The sequence below is a fragment of the Nucisporomicrobium flavum genome (genome assembly GCF_016464385.1).
Lineage (GTDB): Bacteria > Actinomycetota > Actinomycetes > Mycobacteriales > Micromonosporaceae > Actinoplanes > Actinoplanes flavus_A.
Genome location: NZ_JADMLH010000020.1, coordinates 30,114 through 42,770, shown reverse-complemented (window position 1 = coordinate 42,770; position 12,657 = coordinate 30,114). Strand labels below are relative to the sequence as shown.

The 12,657-nt window shown below is 68.3% G+C and carries 13 protein-coding genes; 1 reads left to right on the top strand and 12 read right to left on the bottom strand.

The window, feature by feature from the left end:
* Positions 1-222: 222 nt before the first annotated feature.
* The gene (locus tag IT780_RS34020) at positions 223-708 is read left to right on the top strand and encodes a TSCPD domain-containing protein (protein ID WP_199515939.1); all 486 of its coding nucleotides are present in this window, start codon (positions 223-225) and stop codon (positions 706-708) included.
* A 26-nt stretch (positions 709-734) separates the two neighbouring features.
* Here the strand turns inward: IT780_RS34020 and IT780_RS34015 are convergent, their stop codons facing one another.
* The 12 genes from IT780_RS34015 to IT780_RS33960 all read right to left on the bottom strand — a co-directional run bounded on the left by IT780_RS34015 (position 735) and on the right by IT780_RS33960 (position 12,367).
* Complete coding sequence (locus IT780_RS34015) at positions 735-1,865, bottom strand: DUF6624 domain-containing protein (protein WP_199515938.1); 1,131 nt, start codon at positions 1,863-1,865, stop codon at positions 735-737.
* Positions 1,862-3,391, bottom strand: a complete 1,530-nt coding sequence (locus IT780_RS34010; protein ID WP_199515937.1) for an AMP-binding protein — start codon at positions 3,389-3,391, stop codon at positions 1,862-1,864. The genes IT780_RS34015 and IT780_RS34010 overlap by 4 nt, the downstream gene beginning before the upstream one ends.
* 29 nt (positions 3,392-3,420) lie before the next feature.
* Positions 3,421-4,101 carry an HIT domain-containing protein gene (locus IT780_RS34005; protein WP_199515936.1) on the bottom strand — a complete coding sequence of 227 codons (681 nt, stop codon included), beginning with the start codon at positions 4,099-4,101 and terminating at the stop codon, positions 3,421-3,423.
* Positions 4,085-5,086, bottom strand: a complete 1,002-nt coding sequence (locus tag IT780_RS34000) for an AMP-binding protein (RefSeq protein ID WP_199515935.1) — start codon at positions 5,084-5,086, stop codon at positions 4,085-4,087. The genes IT780_RS34005 and IT780_RS34000 overlap by 17 nt, the downstream gene beginning before the upstream one ends.
* A complete protein-coding gene (locus IT780_RS43550; RefSeq protein WP_372443870.1) occupies positions 5,083-5,427 on the bottom strand; it encodes an AMP-binding protein in 345 nt (114 codons plus the stop codon). The genes IT780_RS34000 and IT780_RS43550 overlap by 4 nt, the downstream gene beginning before the upstream one ends.
* A gap of 11 nt (positions 5,428-5,438) precedes the next feature.
* Positions 5,439-6,515 carry a TauD/TfdA family dioxygenase gene (locus tag IT780_RS33990; RefSeq protein ID WP_199515933.1) on the bottom strand — a complete coding sequence of 359 codons (1,077 nt, stop codon included), beginning with the start codon at positions 6,513-6,515 and terminating at the stop codon, positions 5,439-5,441.
* Positions 6,516-6,552: 37 nt separating this feature from the next.
* Entirely contained in the window at positions 6,553-7,983 is a 1,431-nt protein-coding gene (locus tag IT780_RS33985; RefSeq protein ID WP_199515932.1) for an NAD(P)/FAD-dependent oxidoreductase, read from the bottom strand.
* A 285-nt stretch (positions 7,984-8,268) separates the two neighbouring features.
* Positions 8,269-8,934, bottom strand: a complete 666-nt coding sequence (locus IT780_RS33980) for a hypothetical protein (protein ID WP_199515931.1) — start codon at positions 8,932-8,934, stop codon at positions 8,269-8,271.
* 11 nt (positions 8,935-8,945) lie between these two features.
* A complete protein-coding gene (locus tag IT780_RS33975; RefSeq protein WP_307831520.1) occupies positions 8,946-9,773 on the bottom strand; it encodes a carbohydrate kinase family protein in 828 nt (275 codons plus the stop codon).
* A gap of 69 nt (positions 9,774-9,842) precedes the next feature.
* Complete coding sequence (locus tag IT780_RS33970; RefSeq protein ID WP_199515929.1) at positions 9,843-10,286, bottom strand: NUDIX hydrolase; 444 nt, start codon at positions 10,284-10,286, stop codon at positions 9,843-9,845.
* Positions 10,287-10,361: 75 nt separating this feature from the next.
* On the bottom strand, positions 10,362-11,564 hold the full coding sequence (locus tag IT780_RS33965) for a radical SAM protein (RefSeq protein ID WP_199515928.1): 1,203 nt from the start codon (positions 11,562-11,564) through the stop codon (positions 10,362-10,364).
* Entirely contained in the window at positions 11,561-12,367 is an 807-nt protein-coding gene (locus tag IT780_RS33960) for an AAA family ATPase (RefSeq protein WP_199515927.1), read from the bottom strand. The genes IT780_RS33965 and IT780_RS33960 overlap by 4 nt, the downstream gene beginning before the upstream one ends.
* Positions 12,368-12,657 lie beyond the last annotated feature (290 nt).

Below are 12,657 nucleotides of genomic sequence, written 5' to 3'. Positions count from 1 at the left end.
GACTCCGTATAGGAGCCTTGCCGACCCCCGGGGCGGGACTTGCTCGCGGCCGGCCGGCGCCGTCCGAAGTCCGCGTTGCGGGTGACCTGCGGGTCGATCAAGCTGACCAGAGCTCGCGTTTGCTGCTCGACAAATTGCCTGGCGTGCCCACAACATGTGGCCCCAGTGAGGCTGTATGGTGCCCACTGATTGTGTTTGGGCCGCCGCCACACGGGAGAGTGAATGTCCGATTCTTTGGTGCCGAGGCAAGCAAATCGAGCTGCGTCGCGGGTCAGTCGGGGAGAGACGACGCGGTTCAGCGTTGACGACCAGAAGGGCTATCTGACGACCACGACAGCGCCGGACGGCTCGTTGCAGGATCTGACGATCCGCATGGCAAAGCAGGGTTCGACCTTGGCGGGCATGATGGATGCCCTGGGGCAGGCCATCTCTCTGGCGCTGCGGGCGGGAGCACCGCCGGAGGTCTTCGTCGGAAAGTTCACGAACATGCGCTTTACGCCGGCAGGTCTCACCGACGATCCGGAACTGCCGATCGCGACGTCGTTGATGGACTATGTGGCGCGCCGCGTGGCCGTGGATCATCTGCCGGCCTGGCAGCGAGCCGAGATGGGAATTCTGACTGCGTCCGAGCGCCGGCAGCAGGCGAGCGTGGAGGACGCGTGGACTGATCTTCCCGGCCTCGCGATGTCCGCGCCGCAGGGGGCGTAGCACCTCAAGTCCGCGCGGGGGCCGGCTCATACCGGCCCCCGCCCTGCGGCAAAGCCGAGCCTGGCCGCTGCGCGCACAGCGTCGTCGAAGTCAGCGACGACTGTGACGTCGGGCAGCATGTCGAAGGAGCAGCGGGGTGCGCCGATGATGATGACCTGCTTGTCGAGGGCGAGGGCAATGCCGATCTCGACGCCGAGGCCGTGGCTGCGCCGGTGTTCGGCGAAGGCTATGAGAACGTCGCAGCGGGCGACGTCGGCGAGGCACAGTCGAGCGGCGAGCTGGTTGAGCGCGAGCCCGGCGTCCAGCTGGCAGCTGGCTCGAGTCAGCGGATCGATGTCGAGCCACCGGCTGGTGGACACCAATGGGGCCGGGAGTGCGTCGCGGACGCGGCGCATCTGGTTTCGGTGGCGCAGCGTGGCCCCGAGGTAGACGCTGATTGCGTTGTCCGGTAGCGGGTCCGGGCGGTCGGCGGGGACGGCGATGCGGTCGGGCTGCAGGCCGTGGAGGACCCGGGGCTGCCAGGAGTTGGTGGGGCAGGTGCGGGCTGCGCCGTAAGGGGTCAACGGCGAGAACGCGAACTGGGCGTCGTCGGCGAGGTCCGGCAGGCCGATCGCTCGGCGGGCGGCGTCCACGTCGGCGCTCGTGCCGGCCAGCGGAAATAGCAGCGCTGGTTCATCGTCGCGGATGAGCCGCAGGGTGCCGTACTGCTGGCCTTCGCCGCGGACAGTGCATTCACGATCGGTGAGCAGCGCGAGATGGCGGGGGTCGGCGTGTCCGCGCTCTACAGCGGCGGTGAGCGCCGGGAGCAGGGTGCGTCGCTGTTCGTTGTTGGCGTCGGCGTGCTGCAGCAGGAGCCACGCGGCGTCCGCTGCTGCCGGACTGTCAGGCCAGCCGTGGTTGGTGATCTCGGTGATTGTGGCGTGGCCCGCGGTGATAGCGAAGGCGAGGTACGCGGTGAGGTGCGGAGCTGCGGTCGTCAGCTCGGGTGCGAGGTCCGGAAGCAGGGTCAGCGGCTGCGGCCACGCCGGATATCCCAGCGCCCGGCTGATGCGCGTGTCGAGGTCGCGGTCGCTGAAGACCGATGCGAGGGCTGCGGTGAGCAGGGCTTGTTCCCTGCGGGCGACGGCGACGAGGTCGACCCTGGTGGCGGTGATCACGCCGGCCTCCTGAGGTTCTCAAGCACCGCGGACCGGGCTGCGGTGAGGTCGGGCTTGCCGGCCGGGGTACGTGGGATCTCGGGTACCGCCAGCACGATGGCCGGGACTTTGAAACCCGCCAATTCATGGCGGGCGTGAGCTGCAACGTCGCTGACGGTGGTTCCGGGCCGGAGCTGGACGAGCGCGGTCACGGTGCAGCCGAGCCGGGGATGGGGGACGCCGAGGACGGCGGCGTCGCGGACGCCGGGATACCGCAGCAGAGCATCCGTGACTTCGGGGGCGAAGACCTTCTCGCCGCCGGTGTTGATGCAATCGTCGGAGCGGCCGAGCAGCTTGAACCGATTCTCGTCGATGGCCAGAACGCGGTCGCCGGACATCAGGTAGCGGCGGCCGTCGTGGCTGACGAAACGTTCGTCCGGCAGCGTCCCGGCCGGGTGCAGGCCCACCGGGTGTGGCGTGCTCACGCCGATCGACCCGGTTTCGCCCGGCTCGGCGGGCACGCGGTCGTCGGTGAAGATCCGGGCTGCGTGCCCGAGCATGAACTCGCCGGTGGCCGGCACGGTGTCCATGGTGGCGGTGCTGAAGCCGAGTCCCGTGGCTTCGGTGGCGCCGAGAGATTCACTTAAGCGTACGTGCGGGAGGTGCGTCAGCAGCCGTTGTTTGACCGGCTGAGTCCACGCTGCCCCGGAGGATGTGATGGTCGATAACGCGGGCAGGCGCCAGCGGTGCGGCTCGGCGTCGAGGGCCTCGGCCAGCGTGGTGGCGTGGGCGTCACCGACGATGGCGAGCGCGGTCGCGCGCCGCTTCGCGGCGATGTCGAGCAGTAAGGCGGGGTCAAAGGACGAGATCGGCAGGGTGATGACGGTGCCTGCGGCGCACAGCGCGCCGAGCGCTCGGTTCAGCCCGGACCCGTGCATGAGCGGACTGGCGACCAGCAGCCGTGGCCGGTCGCCGACCGATGGGACGAGGACCGGTGTGGTCAGGTCGTGCTGATGCCAGGGGTTGTGCCGGTTGAGTTGCTCGAGGATGTCGCCGACGCGCCATCGCAGCGCGACCGGAGCGCCCGTGGTGCCGCCGGTGCATTTGAGCAGGACATCGTCGGGGCGCGACTGAATCGGCTCGCGATCCCCACCGGACTGGAGGAGCGGATCGAAGGGTCCGGCAGCGGCCGGTTCGACGGCATGCCATAGCCGCACCCCGGGTAGCTGCACGGCGAGCCGCTCTGCGCCGCTGCCGGCCATATGGCAGACCACGGCGGGGTGCAGCCTGCCCAGAAGCGTGGACAGCTCATGCGGCAGGTAGCGGTAGTTGACGCCGCACGGGCTCGCGCCGCATCGCAGGGCACCCGCGAACAGCACCAGGTACTCCAGGACGTTCGGCAGGCACATCGCCACCACATCGCCGCGGCGGACACCGGCCTCCCGCAGGGTCGCGGCGAAACCGGCCGCCGCAGCGTCGAACTGTCCCCACGTGAGGCTGCGGCCACCGTGGATCAGAGCCGGCCGCTGAGGCTGGTTCGCAGCCACCGCGCTCCATAGGCGGGCCAGGTCCCAGCTCATCGCTGGCCCGCCCCGGCAAGAGCTGACCGGTCGCGGACGGTACCGCCGAGGTCGTCGATCGTGCGGCGCATCAGATCGGCGCAGGGATCGCTCTGCCAGTCCCAGCGGCGGGCGTCAACTTGGGGGTCGAGCAGCGCCACGACCTCGCGCAGCCGGATTCGAGGCGCGGCGTCGTTGGCGACCGGGTAGAGGCTCAGCGGGCGGCCGGGCTCGAAGACGCTGATGTACGACTGGTCGGCTCCTTCGGGAAGGTGCTCCATCGATTCGACCCGCGAGGTACTAAGGCGCCAGCCGAGGTAGCGGCGTAGTGCCGGGCCCGCGGTCGACGGTAGGAGGTGCTGGTGGCCGTGCTCGATCCGACGGCCGCCGGGCAGGTTGAGCCCATACTCGAAGCCGACCACCGGGCTGGCGTAGACGTCGGCGATCCGTTTGGCGAGTTGTTCGGTGAGCTCGTGAACGGCCCGGCGTTCGGCCGGGGTAAGCATGCCGATCGAGGTGGTGTGCCGGGCCGGGACGATGAGGACGTAGCCGGCCACGAAAGCCCCGATGGTCGGCACCACGGCCGCGTCCGTTGTGCGGGCGAGGATACGCGGCTGGTCAGGGCGCAGGTGGTGTTCGAGCGGCCCGCCCGCGCCGGTGGGATCGATCGCGGTGCACAGGTCACACCGTGACGGCATGGTCTCGCTCCTCCAATAGTGGTTGGTCGGCGTGCGCGATGTGCAGGTGGCGTGGCCGCTCCGCGGGGCGCAGGAGGGCTGCGCAGTGGGCCAGCAGAGCTTCCGGGTCCAGCGGTGCTCGGGTAGTGACGCGGGCCGTGACGACCTGCCCGTAGGCGTCGTCCGGGGTGGCGGTGACCTGGCAGTCCCCCACCGCAGGGTGCGCGGCCACCACCGCGTGAACGTGGGCGAGGGCAACGTTGACACCCCCGACGATCGCCCGGCCAGCGGTAGCGGTGGCCGTGACGATGAGCCGGCCGCTACCGTCGAGCAGCCCACGGTCGCCGACCGAGCGCCACCGCCCGTCCGTCGTGCACGGCTCGTCGCTGTAATGGCTAAGGCAGCCGGCGGTGCTACGCCCTTCGATGATCCCTACCGATCCGGTGGGCACCGGTTGGCCACTCGAGTCGACAATCCGGAACTGCGCGCCGGGAATCGGCCGGGCCCCGGCCTGGCGCTCTTCCGCGCGGGCGAAGGTGCCGTCGTACTCGGCGGCACCGTAGTAGTCCGCAACCACGTGCGGGTCAACCAGCTGCAATAGTCGCTCTCGGACCACGGGAGGGCACGGGGCGGCTGAATGCATCAGGGTTCGCAGCCCAGCCAACGCGGTACGTAGCTCGCAGCGATCGGCCTGATCAAGCAGCCGGGTGATCTGGATCGGGGCGAGAAACGCCCACCGCGCGTCGACTGCGGCAGCGAATGCGGTCCAGGCGGCGGCATCGAAGCGGTCCAGCACGGCCACGGTGCCGCCCAGGAGCAGGTGGCGGACTGCGAGCTCGAACGGACCGTTGAGATGCATGGGGGCCGCGAACAACGCCACCTGAGCACCCGATGCGTTCCCTGATATGTCGGCGCCCAGCCCGACGGCGAGCGCTTTGCGGGCGGTGGTGGGAGGTTCTCCGCCGCTGACCAAGCGTCGGTAGCTGCCGCCGGCCACACTGGTCACGGCCTTCCACGGCCGGCAGTGGTGGACGCCATCGACGTCGCGCGGGTCCCAGACGTCCTCCGGGGTGGCGACATCTTGGCGTCGGCAGGCATCGGGACGGCGTCGTTCAGCCACACCGCGGCGACGCGAATGAAAAAGGCCACCGTCGACGTGGACGCGATCGTGACAACCGCCCCGGGCCGCGGCTCATGCCGGGCGGCCAGCGCTCGAGCCCGTTGCCAGAGCTGCGCGAACGTCACTGTCTCACGGCGGTCGATGATCGCCAGGCGGTCACCGTGCCGGCGGGCACGCTGTTGCAGCGCGAGCCGAATGGCATCCGTAGCGGATGGAGTTGGCACCATGTCCATCCGTTCTAATCGCCGCGAGGACCGGAGACAGCGGGGGCATACGGGGCGGTCCAGGCTGCGGCGGCCGCGCGCTGCTGCTGATCGGTAAGCCAGCCGAATCGCAGCGCCTCGTCCACCGGACCTACGCGGCGGCCGGAGTAGCCGGGCAAGGTGATCCAACATCGCAGCAGGTGCCGGCCGGCTTCGGCGTCGTCGCGGTACGCGGTACGCGAGTGCAGCACCGTGTGGTTGTTGACGATCTGCAGGTCACCGGGCCGTAGTTCCATGTCGAGGCAGAGCCCCGAGGCCATGTTCTCCAGTAGATCGAAGGCCGCGAGAGCGTCTTCGCTCAGCGCGATACCGGTGACGGCTGGGGTTTCCAGCAGGGTGTGGCGGACGTAGCGGATGCTGAACTTCGACTCGTGGAGCGAGAAGATCGGGCTGATGAAGGTGGGTGGCAGGCCCTGCACGTTCCCGCCGGCCATATGAAAGTGGAAGGGCTCGTACAGCGCCGCCACCGCATCCTGGTTCGCCTCCAGCATGGCGTTGTGCACCGCGACGGCCGACGCCAGCCGGCTCAGGCCGCCTTCGGCGGCGCGGTGGCGGCACAGCAGCACGGCGGCGTCGGCTCCGTCAGTGTGAAACCACAGCCGGTTGCTGGTTTCGTGGCCGCGCGTGATTCCGTTACCCAGGTTCTGCCCGGTGGCGCGGACGTGCCGGATGAGGTGACCGTTGCGGCTCTGGGTCGCGATCGGTGCCAGATGCGCGGTCAGCCCGCGGATCAGGATCGCTGCGTCGTGCTCGCTGATCCCGTCGACCGGCAAGCCGCGCAAGAGGGTGAAGCCACGTCCGGTGGCGACTTCGTCGGCGGCGTCGGCCAGCACCCGGCTGGTGCGCGGCAGCGGGAAGTCGTGCGGGCCCAGCTCGCGGTCAAAGGTCAGGTCTCGTCCGGTCCAGCGGCGGCGTGCCGACGCGACGGCGTCAGCTATCTCCGTGATCTGCACGTCGTCGAGGGTCACGGTGAACGTGTCGGTGGTGAAGTCGGTGCTGGTCCACAACGGGCCGTTATCGGCGCTCAATGTGCCGGGGGCGGTGGCGTTCATGACATAGCCTCCAGAGGGGTGGTCGGCGGCTGGTGAGTCAGCTGCTGGTGGTGGCGTAACGGGCGGCAATGGCGTCGCCGGCGAGCCATCCCGAGTCGGCGGCGCCGATGATGCCGCCGGTCAGGCCGGGACCGTCACCGACCAGGAACAGGCCGGGCTGTTCGGCTTCCATCTCGTTGGAGACCGCGAACCGGGTTGCCCAGCGTTCGACGGCAGGACCGTAGAGCTGGTTGTCCGGGTGCAGGGCCTGCGGGCACAGCTTCACCAGCTTGTGCAGATATTCGCGAAGCAACGCCACGATCGCGGCAGGGAATTCGGTGCCCAAGTCGCCGCCGCTTGCCGTGGGCATGCTGGGGGCGAACAGGCGAGCAGCGCTGCCCGGCGATTGTGTGGACGGGGAGTCTTCGAGGAAGTCACCGAGGCGTTGGGCGAGCACGCCGCGGTGCCGCTCGTTGATGCCGGCGACGATGCCGCGCGCGTCAGCCGCGGTCAGCGGCAATGCGGTGCCGGCCGTGGCAATTACCGCCGTGTTCGACCGGTTGGCGTCGTGAGAGGAGGTCGCGTGCCCGCCGACCAGCAGTAGGCCGTCATACCTTGCCGGAACGACATCGCCGCCGAAACAGACGCAGTGCGTGCGCACCTCGGCGCCACCACCGGCGTTCCAGATCAGCTTTGGGTCGCCGGCGGCCGCCAGCAGCGGCTGGAGGAAGTCCTTTGGTCCCTCGAGCCGGAACCCGAGCTTCGGCTGAGCGGCGATGCGGGACAGGCCCAGCTGAGTACCGAGTGCGTCGAGCCAGGCCGCGCCCACCTTGCCGGGCGCCAATACGACGTGGTCGGTGCTCACCTTGTCGACGCCGCGATCCGACTGCAGCTGCAGGGTCCACCGCGCCCCGGGACGGCCGCTCGGGCGGACGCCGACGACTCGGGTGCGGCATCGGATATCCGCACGGGCGGCGAGCGTTGCACGCAAGCGCCGCAGCATCCCGGGTAGCTGATCGCTGCCAACATGCCGGATCGGGTAGTGCAGATATTCCATCCCGGCACGGTTAGCCCTGCGCTGCAGGTCGGCGGCGGCGGCGTCGCTACCCAGCAACGGTGCGGCATCGCCGGAGCGGATCTGCTCATCGATTGCCCGCTGCCGCTCGAGGACTTGAGCGGCGGGAAATCGATGGGCGATAGTCGATCCGATGCGGTGCGACAGGCACAGCTTGCCGTCAGAGAACAGCCCGGCGCCGCCGAAGCCTGTGGTGATGACCTGTGAGTCGTCGGGCCGGTCTTGGCGGGCGCGTAGTCTTTCAGCAACGTCGTCGCCGGCGTCGACGATCAGGATCTTGCGGAAGCCGCCGCTGAGCGCACGGAGCGCGGCGAATAAGCCGCCCGGTCCGGCACCCACCACGACGGCATCGAAGTGGGCGGTGGGGTGATCTGTCGGTGGAGCAGCGTCACTGCCCCGGTTGTCGAGTCGCACCAGGTCTCCAAATTCTCAGGCGTAGCGGGGTGCGCCACCCGTTGAGGCTGAAGGGGCTGCGGAGCCGGCGCACGCTGCCTGCCGAATCGGCGTGGGCGGGCAGCGTGATGCAGCGGCTGGCGGCAGGCTGGGTCGCCTGTCCCCGCATCACGGCTGTGGGACGAATGCGTATCAGCCGATGCTGGCTGCGGCCCGCGTAAGCGCCGACCCCGCCGGATGTTGTTCAAGCTCGGCGGGCCGGTCGCCCGATAGGTGGAGCGCTACTTCCGGTGGTACGGCAACGCTCTAGCCGAAGATGCCGCGTCCGTGCAGTCCCTGCACGCACGTCGTGACCTGAGCAGCGCTCATACGCTTGGCGGCCTGCGCTGCGGGGTCTTCTCGTGCCGCGCCGTACTGCCACCAGACGGTGCCGTTCTCTCGGTCGGAGACGACGAACCGGTCGGTGACGGCCGGCCCACGCACGATCAGGGTCGTGGTCCAATTCGCGGCGACGACAGAGTGGATCATGCTGTGGTGCAGGGCGTAGGTGTTGCCCGCCGACTCGGTGCGCACCATGCGGGCGATCAAGGCCCGGGGGTCGATGCCGGAGAGATCGTCGGAGTCGCCGAACTGGTCGGCGGTTCCGTAAAGGGTGTGCTGGTAGCTGCCGTCGAGGACGCGGCTGACGTAGTCCCAGCGGTGCGTGTGCGGCCGGTCGAAGTACCCGGGCAGGAAGACGTGAAGGCGTAGCCGCCAGCCGGTCGGATCATCGTGAATGACGATCTTGTCGAGGATGTCGTAGTGCTCGTGAAGCCGGGTCAAGTCGGGGTCGGTGACGGCCGCGTCGACGAGCTTTTGGAGGGCGCCGCGGTCGTGGTCGAGCGCGTCGAGCACGGTGCGGCTGGCCGCCGCGACTGCGGGCAGGTCGGTCCAGTCAATGGTGCTCAGCGGGGTGAACAGGTCCTCAGTCATCCGTTGGCTCCTTATACGGGGACAGCAGCCGATGGCCGCACGGGGATGGGGGCTGCGGGGCTGGTGCAGTGTCGAGTGCCGGCGGTGCAGCCGGCGGTGAGGGCTTCCGGCAGGTCGGCGCCGGACAGGATCGCGGCGGCGTAGCCTGCGGAGAGAGCGGCTCCCGCACCGTGGGTATGTCGGATGTGTGCCGTCGGCGTCGGCGCCGGAACTCGCACGATGCCGTCGTCGGTGGCCGCAACGGCACCGTGGCGCCCGACGGTGACGATGGCTGTGGGAGTGGTGAAACGGCGTCGTAGCGTGGCGGCGACGTCGACGGCAGTGTCGACGGAGTCCTCGTCGATGCTGGTCTGGACAGTCAGCACATTGCGCTCTTTCGCGGCATCGATGAGGCTTGGCGGGGGTGTGTCGCCGCCGAGGTTCAGCAGCAGCGGGGTGGTGGCGTTGCGGATGGCGCGTTCGGCGGCGCCGGCGATGACCGTGTAACAGTCGATGTAGGCCAGGCGCGCCTGGCCGAGCAGGAGCAGGGGAACGTGCGCCAGGCCGGTGTAGGCATCGTGCAGGGCGGCGAACCAGGTCCTGGTTCGGGTATCGGAGATGATCGTCAGCTGTGGGGTGATCTTGTCGATGGCCGGTCGCAGCTGGTGGGTGACACGTGCTTGGTCGAGCCACGCCAGCGCGAGCGCTCCGGACGGGTCGTCGCCGACGGAGTTGCTGATCATCGCGGTGCGCAGGCCGAGGTTGGCGGCAGTGACGGCGGTCAGCGGACCGTCGCCGGCCAGGGATGCGGCGATCTCGGTGACGACGGCGCCGCCGTTGGCACGCGGATAGGCGTCCACGGTCAGCACGTTCGCGGTGGCGAGGTAGCTGAAGCACACCAGATCCAGCGGACGGTCCGCTGTCATCGTCTACCCCTGCCAGCCGCGCTCGGAGTACAGTTCGCCGGCGGCGTACTGCTCGAGCGCTTGACGTCCGTACGGGATCATCTGCTCAGGAAGCGCGTCCAGCGGGAACCACTCCCACGCGACACACTTGTCGGGTTCAGTAACGACCGGTTCACCGGACCAGTGAGTGACCTCGAAGAACAAGGCAATACGCCCTGATCCGGTCCAGTGGTGCAGCACGTGGGCGAGCCGCGCGTGCTCCGGCTTGATGATGACGCCGGTCTCCTCTTCGGCCTCGCGGACGAGCGTGCCGAGCGACGGCTCCTGGTCCTCGCCGTGTCCGGACGGCACATGCCAGCAGCCGTCCCCGAAGCCGGTGTTGATGCGCTGACCCAGCAGAACATCGTCGCCGCGGCGCAGGATCAGGTGCACGTCGACCTGGGCGCGCTGGTTCTTCTCGTTCGCCATGGAAATCTGGATCCTTACTCTCGGTTTCCCTACGGGGTCGGACTCTGATGCCCCGCCGGTATACACAACGGGCGGTCAGCCGGCCGCAGCCCGGGGTACGACGTCGGCCTTCCACAGGCGGCACACCGACACCACCTCGGCGTCCTCGGCGCACGCCGAGGTGTTCATGACGACCTGCTCGGCCGGACACCCGCCACCGCAAGCCGCGGTGCAAGAACCGCAGCTTGGGCGCGACAACGGCTGAGTGAACAGGTCGAACTCGTTGTCGCCGCTGTTCACACGTAGTTGCCCGTCGTCGAATTGGGCGTAGAACAGGTTGGTGTCGAACAGATAGGAGCACACGTACATCCGGCCGTCCGGGAAGATCGACGCTCGGTCCAGCGTGCGGCCGATGCAGCCGTAATAGCCTTGGTCTGCGTAGCGGGGCAGATCCTCGCGAAGAGCGAAGGTCGGCTGGTACCAGACTCGGGTCCGATACTGGCCAGCGACGCTTTCAAGTTGCTTGTAAAAGGCGATCCATTCGCGCGGGGCCATCGCCATCTGCTGACCGCCATGGCTTGAGCCGGCGCCGATCGTGCTGAATACGTGGTACTTGACGAGCGACACCCCCAGTTTGTCCGCGATACCCAGGAGATCTAAGGCGTCGCCGGCGTTGACGTTGTTCACCGTGCAGATCAGACGTGTGTCGAAGCCGGCCGCGGCCAGGCGGGCCACGTTGGCCAGGGTTTCGTCGAAGCGGCCGCTGCCACGGATCCGGTCGTGGCTTGCTGCGGATCCTCCGTCAAGACTGATCTGCACATAGGCGAAGTCGTCCGGGGTCATCGTCGCGAACTTGCGCATCGCCGGGTCCAGGCCGTTGCTGGTGGTGATCACTTGTTCGTAGCCCATCGCCTTCGCGGCACGGATGACCGTCACATAGTCCGGATGCAGGGTCGGCTCGCCGCCGAGAATCGTCAGCTTCGAGCTACCCATCTTCCGCATGTAGTGCAGCGTTCCCAGCGACTGGTCCAGGGACATGCGCTGCGCCTCGTCCAGCCGTTCGCCCATGTAGCAGTGCTCGCAGCGAAGCTGGCACGCGTTCGTGATGTAGAGGTACAGGTTGCGGAAACGGCCGTACGCGATGCGATCGACGTGGCCCGGGTCGGCGGCGCGGGCGCCGGCCGGAAGTCGCGCATGACCGTATCGATCGGTAGCGCCTTGGACAGTAGGGGCGGCCAGCTGGGGCAGTGAGCCGGCAGCGCGAACCGTGCGAGGAAAGCCGAGGGGGGTGGCGGTCATCGTGCTCCTTCCAACGGAGGCCTTCGGGGCGGCGCAGCGCGGCGAGGACGCCACAGTGCCGGTGCTGGTGCGGCGCCCACGTTGTCGATGTCGTTGTTAACCCCGGTCAGACAGGCCGGGGAGAGATCACGAAGTAGGCGCGACAGGTCGGCCGGGTCGCTATTCGTCGTATCGATTTGCTGATACGAGACGCCGAAGGAGTCGGCGGCGGCACGGATACCGGGCAGCCGGTTGCGGTATCGCTCCAGACGTCGCGAGAAGGCTCTCGGGTCGTCACTCCGACGCCGCGAGAGCAGTTGAGCACAGCATCGGCACCGGCCGGTGTTTTCCAGGTCTGACTGCGCAGGACGATGCGGCTCGCCGTCAAGATTAGGTTCGCATGTACCGCATACCCATCGGTTGTTCACCCGTGCCCGCAAGACGTCGTCGTCGGCATTCAGCTCGACAATCGACAGTGGAGCGCCCAACCGTTGCGCCGTGCGGCGCAGAATGTGGACCTGCTCTGCCGTTCCAGGAAAGTTTTCGCACACAACTATCGAACACAGCGGGAAACGCCCACGCAGAAACGCCTCGCCGATCAACGCCTCGACGGTGTTGTCCGAGAACCAGCCTAGGTGGTCATTGGTGAGGCAGCTTTCTGGAGTGACCCAACCGGCGGCACATGCCAGCTGCGCGAACTCTCGCAACCGGAACACCCCGGCTTTGTATGCCTCTGCCAGCCGGGCGGAAGCGGTGCTCTTGCCCACGCCCGGCGGCCCTATCAAGGCGACAAACGCGAGCCGGCGGGCCGTAGGCGTTGCCATCTGTCCTCCTTAAGCCATGCGCCGAGGGGTTCAGGTGCCTCATGATCGACGAGCCTCGATGTTCAATCTTGGTCCGGTGAGGCCGCCGCCACACCCGACTTCCACAGTCACGCATCGCAAGACACGGGAGAACGCCATACAGGGGGGAATTCTGGGGGAATTTAAAGGGGAAGTAGCCCTCCGCCTCGGACAACCTCTTGTGGACAGCGAGAGTCGCTCGAGATTCACGTTTCGTGCCAGGCCGCACTCGCGTACGCTGATTGCCAAGATCACTTCCTACGTCGCCATTG

Excerpts from the sequence above, each read along its gene's own strand:
- IT780_RS33980 (WP_199515931.1), bottom strand. The coding sequence starts at position 8,934 with ATGACTGAGGACCTGTTCACCCCGCTGAGCACCATTGACTGGACCGAC.
- IT780_RS34020 (WP_199515939.1), top strand. The coding sequence starts at position 223 with ATGTCCGATTCTTTGGTGCCGAGGCAAGCAAATCGAGCTGCGTCGCGG.
- IT780_RS33960 (WP_199515927.1), bottom strand. The coding sequence starts at position 12,367 with ATGGCAACGCCTACGGCCCGCCGGCTCGCGTTTGTCGCCTTGATAGGG.
- IT780_RS34005 (WP_199515936.1), bottom strand. The coding sequence starts at position 4,101 with ATGCCGTCACGGTGTGACCTGTGCACCGCGATCGATCCCACCGGCGCG.
- IT780_RS33965 (WP_199515928.1), bottom strand. The coding sequence starts at position 11,564 with ATGACCGCCACCCCCCTCGGCTTTCCTCGCACGGTTCGCGCTGCCGGC.
- IT780_RS33970 (WP_199515929.1), bottom strand. The coding sequence starts at position 10,286 with ATGGCGAACGAGAAGAACCAGCGCGCCCAGGTCGACGTGCACCTGATC.
- IT780_RS33990 (WP_199515933.1), bottom strand. The coding sequence starts at position 6,515 with ATGAACGCCACCGCCCCCGGCACATTGAGCGCCGATAACGGCCCGTTG.
- IT780_RS43550 (WP_372443870.1), bottom strand. The coding sequence starts at position 5,427 with ATGGTGCCAACTCCATCCGCTACGGATGCCATTCGGCTCGCGCTGCAA.